General features: G+C 71.7%; 20 protein-coding genes. 13 read left to right on the top strand and 7 right to left on the bottom strand.

Going from position 1 to position 24,632, the window contains the following annotated elements; all coding sequences use genetic code 11:
* Positions 1–59: 59 nt before the first annotated feature.
* The 5 genes from ACZ6MZ_RS27180 to ACZ6MZ_RS27160 all read right to left on the bottom strand — a co-directional run bounded on the left by ACZ6MZ_RS27180 (position 60) and on the right by ACZ6MZ_RS27160 (position 6,539).
* Positions 60–3,209, bottom strand: a complete 3,150-nt coding sequence (locus tag ACZ6MZ_RS27180; protein ID WP_389789088.1) for an efflux RND transporter permease subunit — start codon at positions 3,207–3,209, stop codon at positions 60–62.
* Between the two features lie 195 nt (positions 3,210–3,404).
* Entirely contained in the window at positions 3,405–4,091 is a 687-nt protein-coding gene (locus tag ACZ6MZ_RS27175) for a response regulator (RefSeq protein ID WP_386877864.1), read from the bottom strand.
* Positions 4,088–5,329: a sensor histidine kinase gene (locus ACZ6MZ_RS27170; RefSeq protein WP_469354917.1), complete on the bottom strand. Its 1,242-nt coding sequence runs from the start codon at positions 5,327–5,329 to the stop codon at positions 4,088–4,090. The genes ACZ6MZ_RS27175 and ACZ6MZ_RS27170 overlap by 4 nt, the downstream gene beginning before the upstream one ends.
* 145 nt (positions 5,330–5,474) lie before the next feature.
* Entirely contained in the window at positions 5,475–5,756 is a 282-nt protein-coding gene (gene pspAA / locus ACZ6MZ_RS27165) for a PspA-associated protein PspAA (protein ID WP_384181684.1), read from the bottom strand.
* Between the two features lie 9 nt (positions 5,757–5,765).
* Positions 5,766–6,539, bottom strand: a complete 774-nt coding sequence (locus ACZ6MZ_RS27160) for a PspA/IM30 family protein (RefSeq protein ID WP_384181686.1) — start codon at positions 6,537–6,539, stop codon at positions 5,766–5,768.
* A 285-nt stretch (positions 6,540–6,824) separates the two neighbouring features.
* Between ACZ6MZ_RS27160 and ACZ6MZ_RS27155 the strand changes: the two genes are divergently transcribed.
* From ACZ6MZ_RS27155 to ACZ6MZ_RS27140, 4 genes are all read left to right on the top strand, one after another.
* The gene (locus ACZ6MZ_RS27155; RefSeq protein ID WP_389789083.1) at positions 6,825–7,421 is read left to right on the top strand and encodes a DUF3043 domain-containing protein; all 597 of its coding nucleotides are present in this window, start codon (positions 6,825–6,827) and stop codon (positions 7,419–7,421) included.
* A gap of 68 nt (positions 7,422–7,489) precedes the next feature.
* Positions 7,490–8,215: a class I SAM-dependent methyltransferase gene (locus ACZ6MZ_RS27150; RefSeq protein WP_469354915.1), complete on the top strand. Its 726-nt coding sequence runs from the start codon at positions 7,490–7,492 to the stop codon at positions 8,213–8,215.
* A gap of 75 nt (positions 8,216–8,290) precedes the next feature.
* A complete protein-coding gene (locus ACZ6MZ_RS27145) occupies positions 8,291–10,078 on the top strand; it encodes an ABC transporter ATP-binding protein (RefSeq protein WP_469354913.1) in 1,788 nt (595 codons plus the stop codon).
* A 59-nt stretch (positions 10,079–10,137) separates the two neighbouring features.
* Positions 10,138–11,217 (top strand): S1C family serine protease, encoded by a 1,080-nt coding sequence (locus tag ACZ6MZ_RS27140; RefSeq protein ID WP_389789078.1) that lies wholly within the window; start codon positions 10,138–10,140, stop codon positions 11,215–11,217.
* 61 nt (positions 11,218–11,278) lie between these two features.
* On the opposite strand, the gene ACZ6MZ_RS27135 is transcribed toward ACZ6MZ_RS27140, so the two are convergent.
* Positions 11,279–11,488: a hypothetical protein gene (locus ACZ6MZ_RS27135; RefSeq protein WP_384181696.1), complete on the bottom strand. Its 210-nt coding sequence runs from the start codon at positions 11,486–11,488 to the stop codon at positions 11,279–11,281.
* Positions 11,489–11,583: 95 nt separating this feature from the next.
* Between ACZ6MZ_RS27135 and ACZ6MZ_RS27130 the strand changes: the two genes are divergently transcribed.
* The 4 genes from ACZ6MZ_RS27130 to ACZ6MZ_RS27115 all read left to right on the top strand — a co-directional run bounded on the left by ACZ6MZ_RS27130 (position 11,584) and on the right by ACZ6MZ_RS27115 (position 16,913).
* Positions 11,584–12,783 (top strand): bifunctional adenosylcobinamide kinase/adenosylcobinamide-phosphate guanylyltransferase, encoded by a 1,200-nt coding sequence (locus ACZ6MZ_RS27130; RefSeq protein WP_384181698.1) that lies wholly within the window; start codon positions 11,584–11,586, stop codon positions 12,781–12,783.
* 489 nt (positions 12,784–13,272) lie between these two features.
* Entirely contained in the window at positions 13,273–14,358 is a 1,086-nt protein-coding gene (cobT, locus tag ACZ6MZ_RS27125) for a nicotinate-nucleotide--dimethylbenzimidazole phosphoribosyltransferase (protein ID WP_389789119.1), read from the top strand.
* Positions 14,359–14,430: 72 nt separating this feature from the next.
* Entirely contained in the window at positions 14,431–16,215 is a 1,785-nt protein-coding gene (locus ACZ6MZ_RS27120; protein WP_469354910.1) for a phosphatidylglycerol lysyltransferase domain-containing protein, read from the top strand.
* Positions 16,212–16,913 (top strand): hypothetical protein, encoded by a 702-nt coding sequence (locus ACZ6MZ_RS27115; RefSeq protein ID WP_469354909.1) that lies wholly within the window; start codon positions 16,212–16,214, stop codon positions 16,911–16,913. The genes ACZ6MZ_RS27120 and ACZ6MZ_RS27115 overlap by 4 nt, the downstream gene beginning before the upstream one ends.
* Here the strand turns inward: ACZ6MZ_RS27115 and ACZ6MZ_RS27110 are convergent.
* Complete coding sequence (locus tag ACZ6MZ_RS27110) at positions 16,859–17,617, bottom strand: hypothetical protein (protein WP_469354907.1); 759 nt, start codon at positions 17,615–17,617, stop codon at positions 16,859–16,861. The two genes, ACZ6MZ_RS27115 and ACZ6MZ_RS27110, sit on opposite strands and share 55 nt — an antisense overlap.
* Before the next feature lie 96 nt (positions 17,618–17,713).
* Here ACZ6MZ_RS27110 and ACZ6MZ_RS27105 point away from each other — a divergent pair, with 96 nt between their 5' ends.
* From ACZ6MZ_RS27105 to ACZ6MZ_RS27085, 5 genes are all read left to right on the top strand, one after another.
* Positions 17,714–18,478, top strand: a complete 765-nt coding sequence (locus tag ACZ6MZ_RS27105; RefSeq protein ID WP_389789068.1) for an adenosylcobinamide-GDP ribazoletransferase — start codon at positions 17,714–17,716, stop codon at positions 18,476–18,478.
* Between the two features lie 208 nt (positions 18,479–18,686).
* Positions 18,687–20,219 (top strand): leucyl aminopeptidase, encoded by a 1,533-nt coding sequence (locus tag ACZ6MZ_RS27100; protein ID WP_389789066.1) that lies wholly within the window; start codon positions 18,687–18,689, stop codon positions 20,217–20,219.
* 249 nt (positions 20,220–20,468) lie between these two features.
* Positions 20,469–21,857, top strand: coding sequence for a dihydrolipoyl dehydrogenase (lpdA, locus tag ACZ6MZ_RS27095; RefSeq protein ID WP_389789065.1), 1,389 nt, complete (start codon positions 20,469–20,471; stop codon positions 21,855–21,857).
* A 54-nt stretch (positions 21,858–21,911) separates the two neighbouring features.
* A complete protein-coding gene (gene sucB / locus ACZ6MZ_RS27090) occupies positions 21,912–23,741 on the top strand; it encodes a 2-oxoglutarate dehydrogenase, E2 component, dihydrolipoamide succinyltransferase (protein WP_469354905.1) in 1,830 nt (609 codons plus the stop codon).
* A gap of 117 nt (positions 23,742–23,858) precedes the next feature.
* Positions 23,859–24,482, top strand: a complete 624-nt coding sequence (locus ACZ6MZ_RS27085; RefSeq protein WP_469354904.1) for a GntR family transcriptional regulator — start codon at positions 23,859–23,861, stop codon at positions 24,480–24,482.
* Positions 24,483–24,632 lie beyond the last annotated feature (150 nt).

The raw sequence follows: 24,632 nt of genomic DNA, 5'->3' as shown, positions 1-24,632 counted from the left end.
GCAGAGGGTTTTCCCCCTGCCCGGCCCGCCCCCCATCCGGGGTGAGCGCCCGGGAGATGTCAGGCGTTGGCCGGCTCGCGAGGCGACGGAGTGGGCTCCGTCGGCTCCTGCTTCGCCGACCGCTTCGTCGCCTTCTTCTTCGCGCGGCGCTCCTTACGGAGCTCCACCATCGCGTACAGCGCGGGCACCAGCAGCAGCGTCAACAGCGTCGACGACAGCAGACCGCCGATCACCACCACCGCGAGCGGCTGCCCGATGAAGCCGCCCTCGCCGGTGACCCCCATCGCCATCGGCAGCAGCGCGAAGATCGTGGCCAGCGCCGTCATCAGGATCGGGCGGAGCCGGTGGCGGCCGCCCTCGATGACCGCGTCGACCACGCTCAGGCCCTGTGCCCGGTACTGGTTGATCAGGTCGATCAGCACGATCGCGTTGGTCACCACGATGCCGATCAGCATCAGCATGCCGATCATCGCCGGGATGCCCAGCGGCGTACCGGTCAGGATCAGCAGACCGATCGCGCCCGTCGCCGCGAACGGGATGGAGACGAGCAGGATCAGCGGCTGGACCAGGGACCGGAAGGTCGCCACCAGCAGCATGAACACGATCGCGATGGCCGCCAGCATGGCCAGCCCCAGCTGCATGAAGGCGTCGTCCTGGTCCGCGGAGACACCGCCGATGGACGCGGTCGCGCCCTCGGGGAGATCCAGGGCGTCGATCTTCGACTGGAGCGCCGTGCTGACCGCGCCGGTGTTGTCACCGATGGGCCTGGCGGTGATGGTCGCCGCCCGCGCGCCGTCGATCCGGGTCATCGAAACCGGTCCGGGAACGAGCTTCACGTCCGCGATCCGGCCCAGCTTCACCGGCCCGAGCGACAGGTTCTTCAGCTCGGCGATCGTGGTGGCCGGCTTGGCCGAGGTGATGACGACATCGCGCTCGGTGTCGTCGAGGATCGCCGTACCGGCCGGGGTGCCGCGTACGGCCTGGGCGACTGCCATGCCGAGCGTGGCGTCGTTGAAGCCGGCCTCGGCGGCCTTGGAGTTGGCCTTGACCGAGATACGCGGGATGCTCTGCGCCAGGTCGCTCTGGACGTCGGCGACGTCGTCGAGACCGGCGACCGCGTCCTGGACCTGCTCCGCGGCCTTGTTGAGGGTGTCCGCCTCGGAGGCCTTCACCACGACGCTCAGGTCCTGGCCGCCGAAGCCGCCACCGCCGCTGATCGTCGTCTCCCCGATGCCGTCGAGAGCGGCGAGCTCCTTCTCGATGCGGTCCTGGGTCTTCTCGTACGTCGCCGCGTCCTTCAGGGTCACCTGGTACGACGCCTGGTTGGCACCCGTACCACCGCCGAAGGCCGCCATGAAGCCGGAGGAGCCGACGGTGACCTGGTAGCCCTTGACCTCGTCCAGGCCGGTGAGGACCTTTTCGACCTTCTTCGCCGCGGCGTCCGCCGACTCCAGGCTGGTGCCCGGGGGCAGCTCCTGGCTGATGGACAGGACTTCCTGCTCGCCCTGGTCGAAGAAGTTGGTCTTGAGCAGCGGGGCCATGCCGAACGTGCCCAGCAGGACGACGATCGCGATGGCCACGCTGGTCATCCTGCGCCGGGTCGCGAAGCGCAGCACCGGAACGTACAGCCGCTGGAGCCGGCTGCGGGCCTCCTTCTCCTCCGCCTGGCGGCGTGCTTCCTCGGGGTCGATCCCGGCCACGGACTTCGGCGGCTTGAGGAACCAGTACGAGAGGACGGGGACGACGGTCAGCGAGACCAGGAGGGAGGCGAGCAGGGCCGCCGTCACGGTGAGCGAGAACGAGCCGAAGAGCTGACCGACCATGCCGCCCACGAGGCCGATCGGCAGGAACACCGCGACCGTGGTGAGGGTGGAGGCCGTGACCGCGCCCGCGACCTCCTTGACCGCGGTGAGGATCGCGGTCTCGCGGTCCTCGCCGTAGCCCAGATGGCGCTTGATGTTCTCCAGGACGACGATCGAGTCGTCGACGACCCGGCCGATCGCGATGGTCAGCGCGCCGAGGGTGAGCATGTTGAGCGAGAGGTCACGCGTCCAGAGCACGATCAGCGCGAGGACGATGGAGAGCGGGATGGAGACCGCGGTGACCACGGTGGAGCGGATCGAGGCCAGGAAGACCAGGATCACGAGCACCGCGAAGAGCAGGCCGAGCGCGCCCTCGGTGGTCAGACCGGAGATCGACTTGGAGACCTCGGGGCCCTGGTCGCTGACGACGGTGAGGGCCGCGCCGGAGCCGAGGTCCTTGCGCAGGCCGGACAGCTTGTCGTTGACCGCGTCCGAGATGGCGACGGCGCTGCCGTCCTTGTCCATGGTGACGCTGATCGCGAGGCTGGGCTTGCCGTCCGTACGGGTCAGGGACGTCGCCGTGGACGGCTTCTGCTCGACGTCGGCGATCTCACCGAGGCGTACCGGCTTGGGCGTCCCCGCGGCGCCTCCGGGGCCGCCCGCCTGGGGTGTGACCCGCAGGTCCTTGATCTGGTCGATCGAGGTGAAGCCGCCGCCGACCTGCACCGTACGGCTCTTGCCGTCCTCGGTGAAGGAGCCCGCGGGGACGGTCGCGCCGCCCGCCTTGAGGGCCTCGGAGAGCGCCATGGTGTTCAGGCCCGCCGCGGCGAGCTTCTTGTCGTCGGGGGTGACGGAGATCTGGAGATCCCGTACGCCGTCGACCCTGACCTGACCGACGCCGTCGATGTCCTGGAGGGACGGCACGACGGTGCGGTCCAGCTGGTCGGAGAGCGCCTGCTGGTCCTTGTCGGAGGTGACGGCGAGGACGACGGTCGGGATGTCGTCCGTCGAGCCGGCCACGACCTGCGGGTCGACATCAGCGGGCAGCTGGGACCGGGCGCGGTTCACGGCCTGCTGGACATCGGCGACGAGCTGCTTGGTCTGGCCGTCCCCGAAGTCGAAGCTGGCCATGATCACGGCGTTGCCCTCGCTCGCCGTGGAGGTGACGCCGCTGATGCCGTCGACGGTCTTGATCGAGTTTTCGAGCGGTTCGACGACCTGCTTCTCGACCACATCGGGGGAGGCGCCCTGGTAGGGGGCGAGCACCGACACCATCGGGAGTTCGATGGAAGGCAGCAGCTGCTGCTTGAGCTGCGGTATCGCTATCGCTCCGAAGACGATCGCGATGATCGACATCAGCCCTATCAGGGCCCGTTGCGCGAGGCTGAATTTAGCCAGCCAGGACATGGGGTCTCTCTTCTGTGGTGTGCGCGGCAGGTGGACGCGGCGGCTCGGCCGTGGAGAGGCGGGATCGGCCGTCTCCAGCGGATGGGCACAACGGCCCCTCTACACGATCGGCCATGCGCGGGGGCCTGTGCGTAGACCGCAGGTCCAGTTCCCGGCCCGCCGCATACCGCGCCTGGAGTACACGAAAGAGGCCGCTCACTCCACCCTTGGGCGTACCAGGCCCGATTCGTACGCGATTACCACCAATTGGGCCCGGTCGCGGGCGCCGAGTTTCGCCATCGCGCGGTTCACATGCGTCTTCACGGTCAGTGGGCTGACCGCCAGGCGCTCGGCGATCTCGTCGTTGGAGTGGCCGCCCGCGACCAGGACCAGCACCTCGCGCTCGCGGACGGTGAGGGCCCTCAGCCGCTCGGAGTAGGCCGCCGCGTCCTCGCTGTCGGCCTCGTTGCCGCCCTGGGCGAGGAAGGTGGCGATCAGGCCCTTTGTCGCGGCGGGCGACAGCAGCGCCTCGCCCGCGGCGGCGATCCGGATGGCGTTGAGCAGCTCGTCCGGCTCCGCGCCCTTGCCGAGGAAGCCGGAGGCCCCGGCGCGCAGCGACTGCACCACGTACTCGTCGACCTCGAAGGTCGTCAGCATCACGACATGCACCCCGGCGAGATCCGGGTCCGCGCTGATCAGGCGGGTGGCGGCGAGACCGTCGGTCCCTGGCATCCGGATGTCCATCAGGACGACATCGGCCCTGGTGGAGCGGGCGAGGGCCACGGCCTGGGCGCCGTCGGCGGCCTCCCCGACGACCTCCATGTCCGGCTCGGAGTCCACCAGCACCCGGAACGCGCTGCGCAGCAGCGCCTGGTCGTCGGCGAGCAGCACTCTGATCGTCATGCGTTCTCCCCCGTACGGGCCATGACCGGCAGTATCGCCTGGGCGCGGAAGCCGCCGCCGTAGCGGGGGCCCGCGGTGAGGGTGCCGCCCAGGGCGGTGACACGCTCGCGCATCCCGATGAGGCCGTGGCCGCCGCCGTCGGCCGGCTCGGCCGGTTCCGTGCCCGCGCCGTTGTCCAGCACGGTGATCTCGACGGTGGAGCCGACCCGTACGACGCTGACCTCGGCCTTGGCGGCGGAGCCCGCGTGCTTCTGCACGTTGGTCAGGGCCTCCTGGATGATCCGGTACGCGGCGAGGTCCACGGCGGCGGGCAGCGGGGCGGGGCCGTGGTCCGTGCCCTGGGCGGCCGCGAACTCCACGGGCAGTCCCGCGTTACGGAAGGTGTCGAGGAGCCCGTCGAGATGCGCGAGGCCGGGGGCCGGCTCGGTGGGGGCCTCCGGGTCGCCGGACTGGCGGAGCAGACCGACGGTGGCCCGCAGTTCGTTGAGCGCGGAGCGGCTGGCTTCCCGTACGTGCGCGAGGGCTTCCTTGGCCTGGTCGGGGCGCTTGTCCATGACATGGGAGGCGACGCCGGCCTGCACGTTGACCAGGGCGATGTGGTGGGCGACGACGTCGTGCAGGTCGCGGGCGATGCGCAGGCGCTCCTCGGCGACGCGGCGGCGGGCCTCTTCCTCGCGGGTGCGCTCCGCGCGCTCCGCGCGTTCCCGTATGGCGTCGATGAAGGCGCGGCGGCTGCGTACGGCGTCGCCGGCGGCGCTCGCCATGCCGGTCCAGGCGAAGATCGCCAGGTTCTCCTGCGCGTACCAGCGCCCGGAGCTGAAGACCATCGCGACCGCGGTGGACACGGTCATGGTGGCGACACCGACCCGCCAGGTGGTGGGGCGGTCGGTGCGGGCGGCGACGGTGAAGAGCGCGAGGACGAGGCTGAAGACCACCGGGGCGGGCGGATCACCCGTGATGAGTTCGAGGACGGTCACCGCGCCCACGCAGACGAGTACGGGCACGGGCCTGCGGCGCCGGAAGACGAGCGCGGCCGCGGCGAGCACCATGAACAGGACGCTGAGGCCCCCGGGGGCGCGGCTGCCGAAGGTGGGGCCGCCGGGGCCGCCGTGCGAATCGGCGAACGATCCGACGACCATGCAGCCGAGGACGGCGGCGGCGAGGGTGCCGTCGGGTGCGAGCGGATGCGCGCGCGCCCAGCACCGGGCACGGGCGAACGCGGTTCCGAGGGAGGTCACGTCGAGCAACGGTACGGCGTGCGGCGCCCTGGCCGGGTGTGAGAAGTCCCGCGCCGGCCGTGGGCACGGGCCTGCGCGCACGCGCAGGTGCCCCGCACCGGTCGGTGCGGGGCACGTGTGCGTGCGGCTGGAGTGCGCGGACGCGTCACGCCGAGGGGATCAGACCCTCGTCGTTCAGCAACGCGCGGACCTCTTCGAGGGTGGCGCCCGGAGCGGGCAGGATCAGTTCCGACGGCTCCAGGGAGTCGTCGGGGAGCGGCTCGCCGAGCTCGCGCACCTTGGCCAGGAGGGCGTGGAAGGTACGGCGGAAGCCGTCCCCGTCATCGTTCCTGACCTCGGCCAGCAGCTCGTCGTCGAGCGTGTTCAGTTCGGCGAAGTGGCTGTCCGCCAGCTTCACCTGGCCCTCCCCCATGATCCGTACGATCATGACGCGCCCCTACTGCTTGTCGAATTTGTGCCGGCTCGGCGGAGCGTCCTGCTGGTCGGCGGCGCCGCCCTCGATCGCCTGCTGCGGCGAACCGCCCGCGAGCTCCGCCTTCATGCGCTGGAGCTCCAGCTCGACGTCCGTACCGCCGGAGATCCGGTCCAGCTCGGCCGCGATGTCGTCCTTGGCCATCCCGGACTGGTCGTCCAGGGCGCCGGAGGCGAGCAGCTCGTCGATCGCGCCGGCCCTGGCCTGGAGCTGCGCGGTCTTGTCCTCCGCCCGCTGGATCGCCATGCCCACATCGCCCATCTCCTCGGAGATGCCCGAGAAGGCCTCCCCGATCCGGGTCTGCGCCTGTGCGGCGGTGTAGGTGGCCTTGATGGTCTCCTTCTTGGTACGGAAGGCGTCCACCTTGGCCTGGAGGCGCTGCGCGGCGAGCGTGAGCTTCTCCTCCTCGCCCTGCAGCGTGGTGTGCTGTGTCTCCAGGTCGGTGACCTGCTGCTGAAGCGCGGCGCGGCGGGACAGGGCTTCGCGCGCCAGGTCCTCCCGGCCGAGCGCCAGCGCCTTGCGGCCCTGGTCCTCCAGCTTGGTCGACTGGCCCTGCAGCTGGTTCAGCTGCAACTCCAGCCGCTTGCGCGACGTCGCCACGTCGGCGACACCGCGGCGTACCTTCTGTAGCAGTTCGAGCTGCTTCTGGTACGAGTAATCGAGGGTCTCGCGCGGATCCTCGGCCCGGTCAAGGGCCTTGTTCGCCTTCGCGCGGAAGATCATCCCCATACGCTTCATCACACCGCTCATGGGCTTCGCGCGCCCCCTTCTGACGGATCCAGCTCCAGCAACGCAACAGAACCCACAGTACGGGCCCTGCCTCTATTACCGCACTGTTCGAGCGCGGATGCGCTCCTCCCCAAGGACGACTGCGCCCGGCTCCCACTCCCGCGCAGGGAGTAGATGACCATCAGGGAAAGCCGGGACAAAGTCTCCACTGTCCCCGGTGGAGACGCAGGCCGTTGCGGGATCGTTCCCCGCGGGGGTGGGGTCGAACCACGACACCCCGTACCCTTGGCAATTGTGTTCCGTAGCCGCTCCAACGAAGAGAAGGCCCCCGCCACCCAGGTGACGGAGGACCTCTCCACGCAGACCCGCAACCCGCAGGCCCCCAAGGGCCGCCCGACCCCCAAGCGCAGTGAGGCGCAGTCGCAGCGACGCCGCGCCTCCACGACGCCGACCGACCGCAAGACGGCCATGAAGCGCCAGCGCGAGGCCCGTCGCGTGGACCTGGCCAAGCAGCGCGAGGCGCTGGCGAGTGGTGACGAGCGTTATCTGCCCGTCCGTGACAAGGGCCCGGTGCGCCGGTTCGTCCGCGATTACGTCGACTCGCGCTTCTGCATGGCGGAGTTCTTCCTGCCGCTCGCGGTGGTGATCCTGATTCTGAGCATGGTCAGGGTCGGCCCGCTCCAGAACATCGCGCTGCTGCTGTGGCTCGGTGTCATCGTGCTGATCGTCATCGACTCGATCGGTCTCTGGTTCCGGCTGAAGAAGCAGCTCGCCGAGCGCTTCCCCGACACCCCCAAGCGGGGCGCCGTGGCCTACGGCCTCATGCGTACGCTCCAGATGCGCCGCCTTCGTCTGCCCAAGCCGCAGGTCAAGCGCGGAGAGCGGCCCTGAGCACTGAGGTATCCGGCTTCGCGGCAGCCTCGGCCAACTGGCTGGCAGGGCTCGGCGGGCTGCGCAACGTGGTCCGGCAGGAACTGGTCGCGCGCCAGCTCGACGAGCAGATAACCGGCCGGTTCCCGGTCGGGAAGCGGCTGCGCGTCCTCGACGTGGGTATGGGGCAGGGCACCCAGGCCCTGCGGCTGGCGCGCGCCGGGCACACGGTGACCGGTCTGGAGTCCGACGCCGCGATGCTGTCGACGGCCCGTGAGGCGCTCGCCACCGAGCCGGCCGGGATACGCGAGCGGGTCCGGCTGATCGAGGGCGACGGCCTGGAGACCGGGGTGCACTTCCTGCCCGGCAGCTTCGACGTGGTCCTCTGCCATGGTGTGCTGATGTACGTCAGAGAGCCGGACGCGATGCTCGCGGGCCTGGCCAGGATGCTGGCGCCCGGCGGCCTGCTGTCCCTGCTCGTACGGAACGCGGACACGCTGGCCCTGCGGCCAGGACTGACCGGGGACTGGGCGGGGGCGATGGACGCCTTCGAGACGGACACCTACACCAACCGGCTGGGTCTGCGGGTGCGCGCGGACCGGCTGGACGCGCTCACCGCCACCCTGGCCGGGATCGCCGCGCCGCTGCACGCCTGGTACGGCGTACGGCTCTTCACGGACGGCGCCGCCGACGACACGCGGCCACCGTCCGGGGAGGACCTGGAACGGCTGCTGGCCGCGGAGGACCGGGCCGGGCGCACCGATCCGTACCGCAGGGTCGCGGCGCTGCTGCATCTGTGCGGGGTCCGCGGCTGAGCGGCCCGCTCGAGGACCGCTCAAGACCGCTCGATCCCCGTCAGGCACCGGGCCGCACGGCGCGTCCTCACGGGAGTGAGCAGCATAGAAACCGGCGGCAGACCCGACGGCACCCCTGAGACGCCCAAACTGTCCGCCCGCGAGACCTGGCGGGCCCTCTACCGGCATTTCCGGCCGCATCGCAGGATCGTCGCCCTCGGCGCCTTCCTCGCGCTGATCGGAGCGGCGAGCGGACTGGCCCAGCCGCTCGCCGCCAAGGCGCTCGTCGACCGGCTCGGCGAGGACGGTTCGATCACCGGGATCCTGCTGCTGCTCACCGGTCTGGTGGTGCTCGGCACGGCGATCGAGTCGGTCGGCGCGTATCTCCTGGAGCGGACGGCCGAATCCGTCGTGCTGGCCGCCCGCCGCACGCTGATCGGGCGGCTGCTGCGGCTGCGGCTGCCGGAGGTGGAGCGGACCCAGCCGGGCGATCTGATGTCCCGGGTCACCTCGGACACCACCCTGCTGCGCGCGGTGACGACCCAGTCGATCGTCTCGGCGGCGACCGGCGGTCTCGCGTTCCTGGCGACGATCGTGCTGATGGGCCTGATGGACGCGGTGCTGCTCGGTGTCACCCTCGGGGTGATCGTGCTGATCGGCGGCGCCGTCGCCCTGGTGATGCCCAAGATCGCACAGGCGACGAAGCGCTCCCAGGAGGCGGTCGGCCGGATATCCACCGTGCTGGAGCGGGCCTTCGGCGCGTTCCGTACGGTCAAGGCCTCCGGGGCGGAGGAGCGGGAGACCGCCGTGGTCGAGGCGGCGGCCCAGGAGGCGTGGCGGCACGGCGTCCAGTCCGCGAAGTGGCAGTCGGTGGCCTGGTCCTCGGTCGGACTCGCCGTACAGGTGTCGTTCCTGGCGGTGCTGGGGATCGGCGGGGCGCGGGTGGCCTCGGGGGCCATCTCCGTCTCGACGCTCGTTGCCTTCCTGCTGTTCCTCTTCTATCTGATCGATCCGGTGTCGCGGCTGGTGGAGGCGGCGTCGCAGTACCAGGTGGGGACGGCGGCCATCGCCCGGATCGCGGAGGCGGAGTGGCTGGAGACCGAGACGCTGGAGGCGGTGACGCCGGGGACCGCGGGCAGCGGTCCCGCCTCGGTGGTGTTCGAGGACGTCACCTTCCGCTACCGCGACGATCTTCCGTATGTCCATCACGGCGTCTCCTTCGAGGTGCCCGGCCCCGGGATGACGGCCTTCGTCGGTCCGTCGGGCGCGGGCAAGACGACCGTCTTCGGGCTGGTGGAGCGGTTCTACGAGGCGACCGGCGGCCGGGTCCTGGTCGACGGCAAGGACGTACACGACTGGCCGCTCGCCGACCTGCGCGCCGCCATCGGCTATGTCGAGCAGGACGCGCCGGTGCTGGCGGGGACGCTGCGCGAGAATCTGGTCTTCGCCGCTCCCGGCGCTTCGGAGGAGGCGATCAGGGAGGTCCTCGTACGCGCGCGGCTGGACGGCCTCGTGGAGCGGCTGCCGGACGGTCTGGAGACGCTGGTCGGGCACCGCGGCTCCAAGCTGTCGGGCGGGGAGCGGCAGCGGGTGGCCATCGCGCGGGCGCTGCTGCGCAAACCCAGGCTGCTGCTGCTGGACGAGGCGACGTCCCAGCTGGACGCGGTCAACGAGATGGCGCTGCGCGATGCGGTCGCGGAGGCGGCGCGGGAGGTGACCGTGCTGGTGGTGGCCCACCGGCTGTCGACGGTGACGCTCGCGGACCGGATCGTGGTGATGGACGCGGGCCAGGTGCGGGCGGTGGGCACGCACGACGAGCTGGTGGCGAACGATCCGCTGTACGGGGAGCTCGCGGCCACCCAGTTCCTGGCGGCCGCCCGCTGACCCCCTGATCGGCGGCGCACCGCAGGCACCCCCAGTGGGACAAAAGGGATACTCCGGTCATGGATTCTCTCCGCCGCGGCCCCGCGCGCCGACTGCTGCCGTCCCTGACCGCCGGCGTCTGCGCGGTCGCCCTGGCCGGCGGCTGTTCCGGCGGCGCCGCGCCGGGGTCCGGCACCATGTCGGCCGGCACCACCCAGGCCGCCGCGCAGCGCTCCACCAACGATCTGCAGACCGACTACGAGACCGTGATCAAGAATGTGCTGCCGTCGGTCGTCCAGATCGACGCCGGGAGCAGTCTGGGCTCGGGCATCGTCTACGACCCGCAGGGCCATATCGTCACCAACGCCCATGTGGTCGGCAAGCAGAAGACCTTCTCGGTCACCGTGGCCACCGGCGACCAGCCGGTGGCGGCCCGGCTGGTCTCCAGCTTCCCGCAGCAGGATCTCGCCGTCATCAAGCTCGACAAGGTCCCGAAGGGGCTGCGGGCCGCGGAGTTCGGCCAGACGTCCAAGGTGGCGGTCGGTCAGATCGTGCTGGCCATGGGCTCTCCGCTGGGCCTGTCGGGCAGTGTCACCCAGGGCATCGTCTCGGCGGTCGGACGGACCGTCAGCGAGGGCCAGGAGGGCGGCGGGACCGGCGCCACCATCGCCAACATGGTGCAGACCTCGGCCGCGATCAATCCGGGCAACAGCGGGGGCGCGCTGGTCAATCTGGACAGCGAGGTGATCGGTATCCCGACGCTGGCCGCGACCGACCCGCAGCTGGGCAACAGCGCGGCGCCCGGCATCGGCTTCGCGATCCCCGTGTCGCTGGTGAAGACCATCGCCGACCAGATCATCAAGAACGGCAAGGTCACCAACTCGGGCCGGGCGGCCCTGGGCATCACCGGCCGTACCGTCCTCGGCGACAACCTCCAGCCGGCCGGTGTCGCGGTCGTCACGGCGACGAAGGGCGGCGCCGCGGCGGGCGCGGGGATCAGGACGGGGGACATCATCACCAAGGTCGGCAGCGCCCGGGTCACCACGATCACCTCGCTGTCCGAGGCCATCGCGTCGGACAGGCCGGGACAGAAGGTCAAGGTGACCTATCTCCGCGACGACGAGACGATGACCGTGGAGGTCAAGCTCGGCGAGATGTAGGACGTACGGACATGAAGGCGCCCGCGGACCCACCGGTCCGCGGGCGCCTTCGCGCGTCCGGTCAGCTCTCGTCGGCCCGCAGGCTCATCGGGCCGTAGATCTTGGTGCTGTCCTCGAACAGCTGGACCTGTTCCGCGCCCCCGTCCAGGAGCTCCTTCCAGGCCTCGCCGATCCAGGACTCGGCGTCCCCCTGCGTGGTGAACTCCTCCGGCTCCACCGCCGGCGGGACCTCCGTCCCGTCGGACTTCTCGAACCGCCACGTCCACGCCATGTGCGCCTCCCGGGTTCCCCGCCGAACTGATCAGTTTCCTGCCCGCAGCGTAGCCGGGCGCGCACCGTACGCGGTGACACGGGAGGATCATCTCCGTGGAACTGACTCTGCTCGGCACCGGCGCCCCCGCCGGGCTCCCCCGCCCCCACTGCCCCTGCGCCGGCTGCGCGACCGCCCGCGGTGAGCTGGCCCGCGCCGCGACCGCGCTGCTGGTGGACGGCGTACTGCTGCTCGACCTGACCCCCGGCGCCCCGCTCGCCGCGGCCCGCGCCGGGCACTCGCTCGCCGGCGTACGGCAGGTGCTGCTCACCCATCCGCACGACGGCCCCGCGGTGGAGCTGCCGGCGGGGCTGCCCCCGGCGGGACGGGTGGCGGACGGACGGGTGCTGACGATGCTCAGCGGACACCGGGTGCGGGCGGTGGCGATGGACGCGCCGGGTACGGGGTACGAGGTGACGTCACCCGGCGGCGAGCGGCTGCTCTATCTGCCGCCGGGCGGCGCCCCCGCCGGTCTGCGCGACGGGGGCGCCGCCCCGTACGACCTGGTGGCCGCCGATGTCGTCGGGCGGCCGGAAGCGGTGGCCCGGCTGCGGGCGGCCGGGGCGATCGGCCCGGCCACCGATGTCGTCGCCGTCCACCTCGACCACGACGTGCCGCCCGGCGCCGAACTGGACCGGCGGCTCGCGGCCGCGGGCGCGCGTGCCGTCCCCGACGGGACGACGCTGACGGTCGGCGCGTACCTCCCCGCGCCGCGGGTGCCGCGGCGCACGCTGGTGACGGGCGGGGCGCGCTCGGGCAAGTCCTGGGAGGCCGAACGGCGGCTGGCCACGTTCCCGGGGGTGCTGTACGTGGCGACCGGCGGCAGCCGCGACGGCGACCAGGAGTGGGACGCCCGGGTCCGCGCGCACCGCGAACGCCGGCCAGGCTCCTGGCGCACCACCGAGACCTGCGACCTCGTACCGCTGCTCGCGGACGAGGGGCCGCCGCTGCTGATCGACTGCCTGTCGCTGTGGCTGACGGACGCGATGGACCGGGTGAACGCGTGGGACGACACGGCCTGGGCGGCGGGCGGCGAGAAGGCGCTGCGGGAGCGGACGGCGGAGCTGGTGACGGCGGTACGGCGGACCCGGCGCACGCTGGTGGCGGTGACGAACGAGGTGGGCTCGGGGGTGGTCCCGGCGACGGCCTCGGGACGGCGGTTCCGGGATGAGCTGGGGCGGCTGAACGGGGCGGTGGCGGGGGAGTGCGAGGAGGTACTCCTGGTGGTGACGGGCCAGGCGCTGCGGTTGCGGTGACGGGTGCGTTTCGCCGTCCGGCGGGGGTGCGGGTCGCCTCCGGCGGGGGGTGCGGGTTGTTCGTCGTGGTGCGGGTGCCGGGGGTTCCGGAGGTCCGTGTCCGGACTGCATGATTTACGGCGCCTGCGGGTGCGTTGCCGGGTGCGGCCCGTCGCGCGCCACAAATCACGCTCTACGTCCGGACACACACCTCCTGCACCCCCGACCCCCTCCCGCCGGTGGCCCCGCGCCGAACGAGCCGGGGGGCCTGGGGCCGGGGGTCTGTGCGGGAGGCGAAGGGGGACGGGTAGGGGTGGTGTCCAGGACGTAGAGCGTGATTTGTGGCGCACGACAACCGGTCACGTGACTTCCGGTCCGCACGCGCCGTAAATCATGCAGTCCAGGACACCACCCCTACCCGGCCACCGGCGACAACCCGCACGCAAACACCGGCCCCCGCCCACGACCACCCGTCCAACCGCCGGACGGTACTGTCGCCGGATGAGCTCGTTGAATCTCGATGACTTCTCCGATCTGATCGAGCGCCCCGACAGCGGTATGCGGCGTGACGCCGAGGAGCGCAGGGCGCGGCTGGCCGTGCCGTCCGGGGCTCTCGGACGCCTCGATGAGCTGGGCGAGTGGTTCGCCGCCGCGCAGGGGTCCGTGCCGGTCAAGGCGGTCCGGCAGCCCCGCGTGGTGCTGTTCGCCGGTGATCACGGAGTGGCCGGCCTCGATGTCTCGGGGCGCCCGGCGGGCAGTGCGCACGAGCTGGTCCGTGCCGTGCTGGAGGGCGGGACGCCCGTCGCCGTACTGGCCCGCCGGGCCGGCGTGCCGGTACGGATCATCGACGCGGGGCTCGACTGCGATCCCGAGCTGCTGCCCGAAGAGGTCGTACGCCACCGGGTGCGACGCGGCAGCGGGCGTATCGACATCGAGGACGCGCTGACCGCCGAGGAGGCCGAAGAGGCCGTACGACTCGGCATGCGGATCGCCGACGAGGAGGCGGACTCCGGCACGGACCTCGTCGTCCTCGGGGATCTGAGCGTCGGCGGCACCACGCCCGCGTCCACGTTGATCGCCGCGCTGTGCGGCACGGACGCGTCCGTGGTGACGGGACGCGGCGGCGCCGGTATCGACGATCTGGCGTGGATGCGCAAGTGCGCGGCGGTCCGGGACGCGCTGCGCCGGGCGCGGCCGGTCCTCGGCGATCAGCTGGAGCTGCTGGCGGCCGTGGGTGGCGCGGATCTCGCCGCGATGACGGGCTTTCTGCTGCAGAGCGCGGTACGGCGGATGCCGGTGATCCTGGACGGTGTGGTCTCGGCGGCCTGTGCGCTGGTCGGCCAGCGCGCGGCGTTCCGGGCTCCCGACTGGTGGCTCGCGGGCCAGGTGAGCGGGGAGCCCGCCCAGGCGAAGGCGCTGGACCGGATGGCGCTCACTCCGCTGCTGGACCACGGCGTCACGGTGGGCGAAGGGGCGGGGGCGCTGCTGGCGCTGCCGCTCGTCCAGGCCGCGGCCGCGCTCGCGGCGGAGCTGCCGGAGCGCCCGGAACCGGAGGCGGCCGAGGAGACGGCGGACGCGGAGAGCGTCACGGGCTGACACGTCGCGGCCGCCGCGACGGGCGGCCGCTTCCACCCGTCATGAGCGTGATGCCCCATATGATCGCGTTTCATGGGAGAAGTCCGTTTGGCTGTCGATCGATTGAGCAAGGGCACCGGCCGCTCGCGGCGCGGTGCGGCGTTCGCCGTCTGGTATCTGCGTGCCGTCGCCTTCATCAATTTCCTGAGCGCCGTCTGGGTCTCTCTCGGCCAGGATCTGCGGCGTCACAACACCGACAACTACTTCACTCCGTATCTGCTCACCGCGGGCTTCGCCTCCGGCGCCTTCACGCTCTTCCTGGCGATCACGATGCGCCGCCGCAAACGCGCCGCCTGGATTCTCAACCTCGTCCTCGCCGGGCTCTTCCTGCTGCTGTTCGCCTTCATGATGGTCTTCCCGGAGATCAGGCGGTATCCGCAGAACTGGCTCTCACTGGCCGTCACCGCGGGGTTCGTCTGCGCGCTGCTGCTGGGCCGGCGGGAGTTCTACGCCAAGGGGGACCGCGCCAACCCGAAGCTCGCCGCGGCCGTGGCGGTCAGCGGACTGCTCGCCACGTCCCTGCTGGCCGCTCTGCTCGTCACCGTCACCAACACCGCGCGGAGCGGCTCGGCCTTTCCCGAGCGCTGGCGCTACGGCGTGATGCGGCTGGTCTCACTGACCGCCGACGGGGCCCGCTCCCCCGGGATCGCCACGCCCGGCTGGGTCAATGTCACCATCAACGTCCTCTCCACCCTGCTGCTGCTCGCGGTGTTGTACGCGGCCTTCCGCTCGCGCCGTGCCGTCGACCCGCTCAGCGCGCAGGACGAGGCGAAGCTGCGCGTCCTTCTCGACAGGAACGGCGAGCGCGACTCCCTCGGCTACTTCGCGCTGCGCCGCGAGAAGAGCGTCGTGTGGTCCCCGACCGGGAAGGCGGCCGTCGTCTACCGGGTCGTCGGCGGGGTCTCCCTCGCCTCCGGCGATCCGATCGGCGATCCGGAGGCCTGGCCGGGCGCGATCGGGCCCTGGCTGGCCGAGGCCCGCGAGCACGGCTGGATCCCGGCCGTCATGGGGGCGGGCGAGGAGGCCGGCACGATCTACGCCCGGCACGGTCTCGACGCGCTGGAACTGGGCGACGAGGCAATCGTCGAGACGGCCGAATTCACCCTGGAGGGGCGGGCGATGCGGACCGTGCGCCAGGCATACAACCGGGTCGCGCGGGCCGGTTACCGGGTCCGGGTCCGGCGCCACGAGGACATTCCCGCCGACGAGATGGCGGAGTTGCTGCGCCGCGCGGACGACTGGCGCGACGGCGCGACCGAGCGCGGCTTCTCGATGGCGCTCGGCCGGCTCGGCGAGCCGGGCGACGGCCGCTGCGTGATGCTCGAATGCCGCAACGGCGGGGATCCCGGAGGCGACGAGGGCGCGGGCGAGTTGCGGGCGGTCCTGAGCTTCGTGCCCTGGGGGCCCAAGGGGCTCTCGCTCGATCTGATGCGCCGTGACCGGAACGCCGAGAACGGGCTGATGGAGTTCATGGTGATCGAACTCCTCCAGCGCGCCGGGGAGATCGGCATCACTCAGGTCTCGCTCAACTTCGCGATGTTCCGGTCGGTCTTCGAACGCGGCTCGAAGCTGGGCGCGGGACCGGTGCTCCGGCTGTGGCGTTCGCTGCTCAGCTTCTTCTCACGCTGGTGGCAGATCGAGTCGCTCTACCGCGCCAACGCCAAGTACCGGCCGATCTGGGAGCCCCGCTTCCTGCTCTTCGAGAAGAGCGCCGACCTGCTGCGCATCGGGCTGGCGGCGGGCCGCGCCGAAGGCTTCCTGGAGGCGCCGGGACTGCCCAGGTGGCTGCACCGCAGAAGGCTGGAGAGCGGGCGATGACCCAGGCGGCCGGGGCGCGCGGGTTCGCCCGCCGCGAAGCGGGAGCGGCGTTCACGGCCGTACGGACGGCGCTGGCCGCGCGGGGCCGGCGGGCGGTTCCCCTGACGCTCGCGGCGGTGTGTCTGACGGCGCTCGTCCAGGTCGTACAGAACCGGTCGTGGGGGTACGGCCCGGTGCAGGAACTCGGCGCCGTACGGGCGGTGGATCCGTTCTGGCAGGTCCTGCTGCGTACCCCGCTGTCGCTGTTCGTCCCGGCGCTCGATCTTCCGGTGTGGGGCGCGCTGGGGCAGATCCTGCTGGTCTTCGGGATCGCGGAGATCTGTCTGGGCCGGTGGCGCACGCTGGTGATCGCGTACGTGGCGACGCTGGCCGGGACGGTGTACGCGCGGATCGGCGTCGCGCTGGGCCCCGGCGCCTTTCTCGGGCTGCCCGCCTCGGACGGCGAGCTCGTCGACACCGGCCCGTCGGCCGCCGTCGTGGGGCTCGCGCTCTATGTGTGCTGGCGCTACCACGCGTGGCGGACGGCCGTGCTGATGATCGCGGCGCTGCTCTGCGAGGTGGTCCTGAAGGACAATCTGGCGGGCCGGGAACATCTGGCGGCGACCGTCGCGGTCCTGGCCGCCTGCGCCGCGCTGTCCGCGGTTCAGCGCGGGGACCGGTCGGGGTCGTCGTCGGGGCTTCCGCCGATCCAGTCCTGAATCCGGCGGCGCGGCCCGGCCCAGCGGGCGTCGCGGCGGTCGGCGCGCAGCGCGGACTTCGCCCGCGCCCTGGGCCGCCCGCGGTAGAAGCGCCGGGCCCACGGGGACTCCGGCCGGCCCAGCCTGAGCGCGCCGACGAGCGCCACGAAGGGCACCAGGGTGCCGACGAGCGCCATACGGAGCTTCCCCTTGAAGAGCGCGATGAGCACGAAGAGGAAGTTGGCCAGGAGCGTGATGATCGCCGTGGCGCGGTCCTCCTCCTCGTCCGGCGTCAGGGAGTTGACGTCCAGCGGCGAGAACCCGATGAGCACCAGCAGCGCCAGGGCGGCGGCCAGGATCACGACCTCCACGCTCTGCCGGCCCTGTTCGGTCCAGTAGACGTCGTTGAGATGGAGGATCAGCGCGAACTCGTCGAGCACGAGCCCGGCGCCCATACCGAAGATCACCGCGCAGACCGAGGCCGTGACGCCGTGTCTGCCGCTGCCGACCGCGCCGAAGCCGCCGATCATGGTCAGCACCACGCCCGGCACCACATGGTGGATGTGCATGCCGCCCGGTGAGATGTTCCGGAACGGGCCCTTCCCGGCCCGGATGAGCCGGGTGACCGTACGGGTCAGCAGAAAGGTCAGCACGAAGGCCGCGAGGGCGAGCAGGGTGGGGAGTTTGCCCGGCTCGACGATATTCCGGTGGAACCAGTGACCCATGCCACCCGCTTCCGAATGATGAGGTATGCGCAATTTAGCGTTCTTTGCCGCCTGTTCCGCGCCGCCGCCCGGGCTACCCTTCGCGCGGTGACCCCCATGGACGGCATACGTTTCGCCTTCGGCACCCTCACCGTGCTCCCGGTCCGCGTGACGCGCTGGGACCGCGAAGCCGCCCGTACGGGAATGCTGTGCGCGCCGCTCGCCGGACTGGTCGTGGGCCTGTGCGCGGCGGCCGCCGGCGGTCTGCTGCTCCTCGCCGGCTCCGCGCCCCCGCTCGCGGCGGTGGCCTCGGTGGCCGTGCCCGCCGTCCTCACCCGGGGTCTGCACCTCGACGGCCTCGCCGACACCGCGGACGGCCTCGGCAGCGGCAAACCGGCCGCGGACGCACTGCGCGTCATGAAGCAGTCGGACATCGGCCCGTTCGGAGTGATCACGCTCCTGCTGGTGCTGCTGGCTCAGATCGCGGCGGTGTCCGAGCTGTACGGAGCGGGCTGGGCGCACGGCGCGGTGGCCGTGGCGGTGGCCGGGGTCACCGCACGGCTCTCGCTCACGCTCGCCTGCCGGACCGGCGTACCACCGGCGCGTCCTGACGGACTGGGAGCGGCCGTCGCGGGCGCGGTGCCGGTGCGGGCCGCGGCGCTCGCGGCGCTGCTCGTCACGGCTGCCTGCGGGGCGGCCGGCGCGCTCTTCGGGCTCTCCGGCGCCGTCCACCACGCGCTGGCGGTCCTGGCCGCCCTGGGCGGGGCGCAGTTGCTCCTCCGTCACTGCGTACGCCGCTTCCACGGGGTCACCGGCGATGTCTTCGGCGCCCTCGCGGAGACAGCGGCGACCGTGGCGCTGGTCGCGCTGACGCTGGGCTAGGAAGCCTCAGGACCGGGGCGCGTCCCCCGGCGGCCGCAAACGTGAAAAAGTCACCCACGGATGTGTGAACCGCCGCCGCTGTAAACGACCGACATTACCGAGCGTAGGCTCATTCCCGCCGCTCCCGGGGCCGGAATACGATGCGGCGGGCACGGTCGGCCCACCCCTCGACCGCCAAGAACCTCAACGGAAGCGAGATTTCACCACCGTGACTGCTCTCACTCTCAGTACTGCCGGCACGGCGACCCTGCGCGCCGACGCGATCGTCGTCGGAGTCGCGAAGGGCGCCAGGGGCCCGGTCGTCGCGCCCGGCGCCGAGGCCGTGGACAAGGCGTTCGGCGGAAAGCTCGCCGCCGTCCTGGAGACTCTCGGCGCCTCGGGCTCCGAGGGCGAGGTGACCAAGCTGCCCGCGCCGTCCGGCCTGAAGACCCCCGTCGTCCTCGCGGTCGGGCTCGGCTCCTCCCCGGACAAGAAGGAGGGGTACGACCCCGAGGCCCTGCGCCGTGCCGCCGGCGTCGCCGCGCGTGCGCTGTCCGGCACCAAGAAGGCCGGCTTCGCGCTGCCCGTCGCGACGGCCGAGGACATCGAGGCCGTCGCCGAGGGCGCCCTCCTCGGCGCGTACGCCTTCACCGTGTACCAGGGCGGCGAGAAGACCGCCAAGAAGGGCGGCAACGGCCCGAAGCTGCCGCTCGCCGAGATCGCGCTCCTCGGCACCAAGCCGCGTGACAAGGCCCACAAGGCCGCGGCCGACCGCGCCATCGCGCTGACCGAGGAGATCAACCGCGCCCGCGACCTCGTCAACACCCCGCCGAACGACCTCACCCCCGAGGCCTTCGCCGCCGTGGCCACCGCCGTCGGCAAGGAGAACGGCATCAAGGTGCAGGTCCTCGACGAGAAGGCGCTCGCCAAGGGCGGCTACGGCGGCATCCTCGGCGTCGGCCAGGGCTCGGCCAACCCGCCCCGTCTGGTGAAGCTCGCCTACACCCACCCCAAGGCGGAGAAGACCCTCGCCCTCGTGGGCAAGGGCATCACCTACGACTCGGGCGGCATCTCGCTGAAGCCGGCCGGTCACAACGAGACGATGAAGTGCGACATGAGCGGCGCCGCCGCCGTGTTCGCCGCCGTCGTCGCGGCCGCCCGGCTCGGTCTGCCCGTCAACGTCACCGGCTGGCTGGCCCTCGCCGAGAACATGCCGTCCGGCTCGGCCACCCGCCCCGGTGACGTGCTGCGCATGTACAGCGGCAAGACCGTCGAGGTGCTCAACACCGACGCGGAGGGCCGGCTCGTCCTGGCGGACGCGCTGACCCGCGCCTGCGAGGAGGCCCCGGACGCGATCATCGACGTGGCGACCCTGACCGGCGCCATGGTGCTGGCGCTGGGCAACCGCACCTTCGGCATCATGTCGAACGACGACGCGTTCCGTACGTCCCTGCACGAGATCGCCGAGGAGGTCGGCGAGGCGTCCTGGCCGATGCCGCTCCCCGCCGACCTGCGCAAGGGCATGGACTCCCCCACCGCGGACATCGCCAACATGGGCGAGCGGATGGGCGGCGGGCTGGTCGCCGGACTCTTCCTGAAGGAGTTCGTCGGCGAGGGCATCACCTGGGCCCACCTGGACATCGCGGGCCCGGCCTTCCACGAGGGCGCGCCGTACGGCTACACCCCCAAGGGCGGCACCGGCTCGTCGATCCGCACGCTCGTGAAGCTGGCGGAGCGCACCGCGGCCGGCGACCTGGGCTGACCGTCTCCGGCGGTGGGGGTGCCGGCGCCCGGTCCTGGCCGGCACCCCCACCCACCCCGGGCCCTGGGGCCCGCGCCGGGCCCCCGTACCCCACCCCCGTACCCCGCCCCCCGCCAGGCCGCGCACCGTGCGAAGATGGGTTCTCGGCAGGACAGGGCCCTCATCACAGGGCCGAAGACATAGCGGCCGAAGACCAGCCGCCGCCCGGTCACCGGACCGCGCCCGGCGCACATGCATGGAGGACGTGACGTGGCGAACGACGCCAGCACCGTTTTCGACCTAGTGATCCTCGGCGGCGGTAGCGGCGGTTACGCCGCGGCGCTGCGCGGAGCGCAGCTGGGCCTGGACGTCGCCCTGATCGAGAAGAACAAGCTCGGCGGCACCTGCCTGCACAACGGCTGCATCCCCACGAAGGCCCTGCTGCACGCCGGCGAGATCGCCGACCAAGCGCGCGAGGCCGACCAGTTCGGTGTCAAGACCACCTTCCAGGGCATCGACATGGCGGGCGTCCACAAGTACAAGGACGACGTCATCTCGGGCCTCTACAAGGGCCTGCAGGGGCTCGTCGCCTCCCGCAAGGTGACGTACATCGAGGGCGAGGGCCGGCTCTCGTCCCCCACCTCCGTCGACGTGAACGGCCAGCGTGTCCAGGGCCGCCACGTCCTTCTCGCGACCGGCTCCGTGCCGAAGTCGCTGCCGGGCCTGGAGATCGACGGCAACCGCATCGTCTCCTCGGACCACGCGCTGAAGCTGGACCGCGTCCCGCAGTCCGCGATCATCCTGGGCGGCGGCGTCATCGGCGTCGAGTTCGCCTCGGCGTGGAAGTCCTTCGGCACCGACGTCACGGTCATCGAGGGCCTCAAGCACCTCGTCCCGGCCGAGGACGAGAACAGTTCCAAGCTCCTGGAGCGCGCCTTCCGCAAGCGCGGGATCAAGTTCAACCTCGGCACGTTCTTCGACAAGGCCGAGTACACGCAGGACGGCGTCCGCGTCACCCTGGCCGACGGCAAGACCTTCGAGGCGGAGGTGCTGCTGGTCGCGATCGGCCGCGGCCCGGTCTCGCAGGGCCTCGGCTACGAGGAGCAGGGCGTCACGATGAACCGCGGCTATGTCCTCGTCGACGAGTACATGCGCACGAACGTGGAGACCATCTCGGCGGTCGGTGACCTCGTCCCGACCCTCCAGCTCGCGCATGTCGGCTTCGCCGAGGGCATCCTCGTCGCCGAGCGTCTGGCCGGTCTCAAGACCGTGCCGATCGACTACGACGGCGTGCCCCGGGTGACGTACTGCCACCCCGAGGTCGCCTCCGTCGGTATCACCGAGGCCAAGGCCAAGGAGATCTACGGCGCGGACAAGGTCGTCGCTCTCAAGTACAACCTCGCGGGCAACGGCAAGAGCAAGATCCTCAAGACCGCGGGCGAGATCAAGCTCGTCCAGGTCAAGGACGGTGCCGTGGTCGGCGTCCACATGGTCGGTGACCGTATGGGCGAGCAGGTCGGCGAAGCTCAGCTGATCTACAACTGGGAAGCTCTGCCGGCCGAGGTCGCGCAGCTCATCCACGCCCACCCGACCCAGAGCGAGGCGCTCGGCGAGGCCCACCTGGCCCTGGCCGGCAAGCCCCTCCACTCGCACGACTGATGCAGTCCGGGCGCGACGACCACTACCGCACATTCGTTAGGAGCAACTGAAACCATGGCGGTTTCCGTAACCCTGCCGGCGCTCGGCGAGAGCGTCACCGAGGGCACTGTCACCCGCTGGCTGAAGGCCGAGGGGGAGCGCGTCGAGGCCGACGAGCCGCTGCTCGAGGTCTCCACCGACAAGGTCGACACCGAGATCCCGGCTCCGGCCGCCGGTGTGCTGGCCTCCATCAAGGTCGCCGAGGACGAGACCGTCGAGGTCGGCGCCGAGCTGGCCGTCATCGACGACGGTACGGGCGCGCCCGCTGCCGAGCAGGCCCCGGCGCAGGAGGCCCCGCAGCAGCAGGCTCCCGCCCCGGCGCCCGCCGCCACCCCGTCCGCCGAGTCCGCGGCCCCGGCCCCGGCGCCCACCGCCGAGGCGGCGTCCGGCGGCGGTTCCGCCCAGGGCACCGACGTGGTCCTGCCGGCGCTCGGCGAGAGCGTCACCGAGGGCACCGTCACCCGCTGGCTGAAGCAGGTCGGCGAGTCGGTCGAGGAGGACGAGCCGCTGCTCGAGGTCTCCACCGACAAGGTCGACACCGAGATCCCCGCCCCGGCCGCCGGTGTGCTGCTGGAGATCGTGGTCGGCGAGGACGAGACCGCCGAGGTCGGCGCCAAGCTCGCCGTCATCGGTGCCGCCGGCGCCGTTCCGGCCCAGGCTGCCGCCCCGGCCGCTCCCGCGTCCGTCCCGGCGCAGGAGACCCCGAAGGCCGAGGCTCCGAAGGCCGAGGCTCCGAAGGCCGAGGCTCCGGCCCCGCAGGCCCCGAGCGCCCCGGCTCCGCAGGAGCGGACCACTCCGGCGCCGGCCCCGGTTCCGTCGGCTCCCGCCCCGGCGCCGGCCCCCGCGCCCGCTCCGGTCCGGCCCGCCGCCCCGGCCCCGGCTCCCGCCGCGACCTCCGGTGACGACGGTGCGTACGTGACCCCGCTGGTCCGCAAGCTCGCCGCCGAGAACGGTGTCGCGCTGGGCTCGGTCAAGGGCACCGGCGTCGGCGGCCGTATCCGCAAGCAGGACGTCATCGCCGCCGCCGAGGCTGCGGCGGAGGCCGCCAAGGCCGCCGCCGTGCCGGCTCCGGCCGCCGCTCCCGCGGCCGCCGCCCGGGCGCCGAAGCTGGAGACGTCCCCGCTGCGTGGCCAGACCGTCAAGATGACCCGCATGCGCAAGGTCATCGGCGACAACATGATGAAGGCGCTGCACACGCAGGCCCAGCTGACCTCCGTGGTCGAGGTGGACATCACCAAGCTGATGCGTCTGCGGGCCCAGGCCAAGGAGTCCTTCGCCGCCCGTGAGGGCGTCAAGCTCTCCCCGATGCCGTTCTTCGTCAAGGCTGCGGCCCAGGCGCTGAAGGCCCACCCGGTCATCAACGCCCGGATCAACGAGGACGAGGGCACGATCACGTACTTCGACTCGGAGAACATCGGCATCGCCGTGGACTCCGAGAGGGGTCTGATGACCCCGGTCATCAAGGGCGCCGGCGATCTGAACCTCGCCGGTATCTCCAAGAAGACCGCGGAGCTGGCCGGCGCGGTCCGCGCCAGCAAGATCACCCCGGACGACCTGGCCGGCGCGACCTTCACCATCAGCAACACCGGTTCGCGCGGCGCGCTGTTCGACACGATCATCGTGCCCCCGAACCAGGCCGCGATCCTGGGCATCGGTGCCACCGTCAAGCGCCCGGTGGTCATCAACCACCCGGATCTCGGCGAGACCATCGCGATCCGCGACATGACGTACGTCGCGCTCTCCTACGACCACCGGCTGGTGGACGGCGCCGACGCCGCCCGCTACCTGACGGCGGTCAAGGCGATCCTGGAGGCCGGCGAGTTCGAGGTCGAGCTCGGCCTGTGAGGAAGCGGAGCCTCTGAAGCACCCTGTACGGCAACGGCGCCCCCGTCCGGATCTCTCTCCGGGCGGGGGCGCCGCCGTATCGTCTACCCATCGACCGCTGCCCCCGAGGAGCGCTTCATGACCCCGCCCGTCATCCACTCGCTGCGCGAACAGATCCGCGAGCACATCGTGGAGGGGATCGTCAGCGGCCGCTGGAAGCCCGGTGAGCGGATCGTCGAGCGGCGGATCGCGACCGAACTCCAGGTCAGCCAGACCCCGGTGCGCGAGGCGCTGCGCGAGCTGGAGAGCCTGCGGCTGATCGAGTCGGCGCCCAACAAGGGCGTACGGGTACGGAATCTCTCCGCGGCCGATCTGGAGGAGAGCTATCCGGTACGGGCCGGCCTGGAGCAGATCGCCGCGGAGCTGGCCGCCGAGCGGCTGGCCATGGACTGTTCCGCGCTCGAACCGCATGTGACGGCGCTGTACGAGGCGGACAGCAGAGCCGACGGCACGGCCCAGGTGCGGCACACGGTGGGCTTCCACCGGGAGCTGGTGCGGGCCGCCGGGAACGGCGTGCTGCTGCACACCTGGGAGGGCCTGGGCATCGAGGTCTTCACCGCCCTGTCGATCCGCTGGCTGGGGACCGTACAGAAGTCGTACGCCGAGGAGCACCAGGACCTGGTCGAGGCGTTCCGCCGACGGGATCCGCGCATCGGCGCACTGGTGAAAGATCATGTGCTCGGATGTGCGCCGCGTGCCTGATTCGCCCCTTCTGTCATGACGTACCGGCCGTCACTCGGTGCCCTGTATCGCGGCACGGAATGCCAATTCCTTGATATCGAGAAGTTTTACCCTTCAACCCTTTGATCGATCATCGATCAGAGCCTTACAGTCAAAGGCGGGCTGCACCCA

Source organism: Streptomyces sp. NPDC042201 (assembly GCF_055582185.1).
This window is presented reverse-complemented; position numbering and strand designations above follow the sequence as displayed.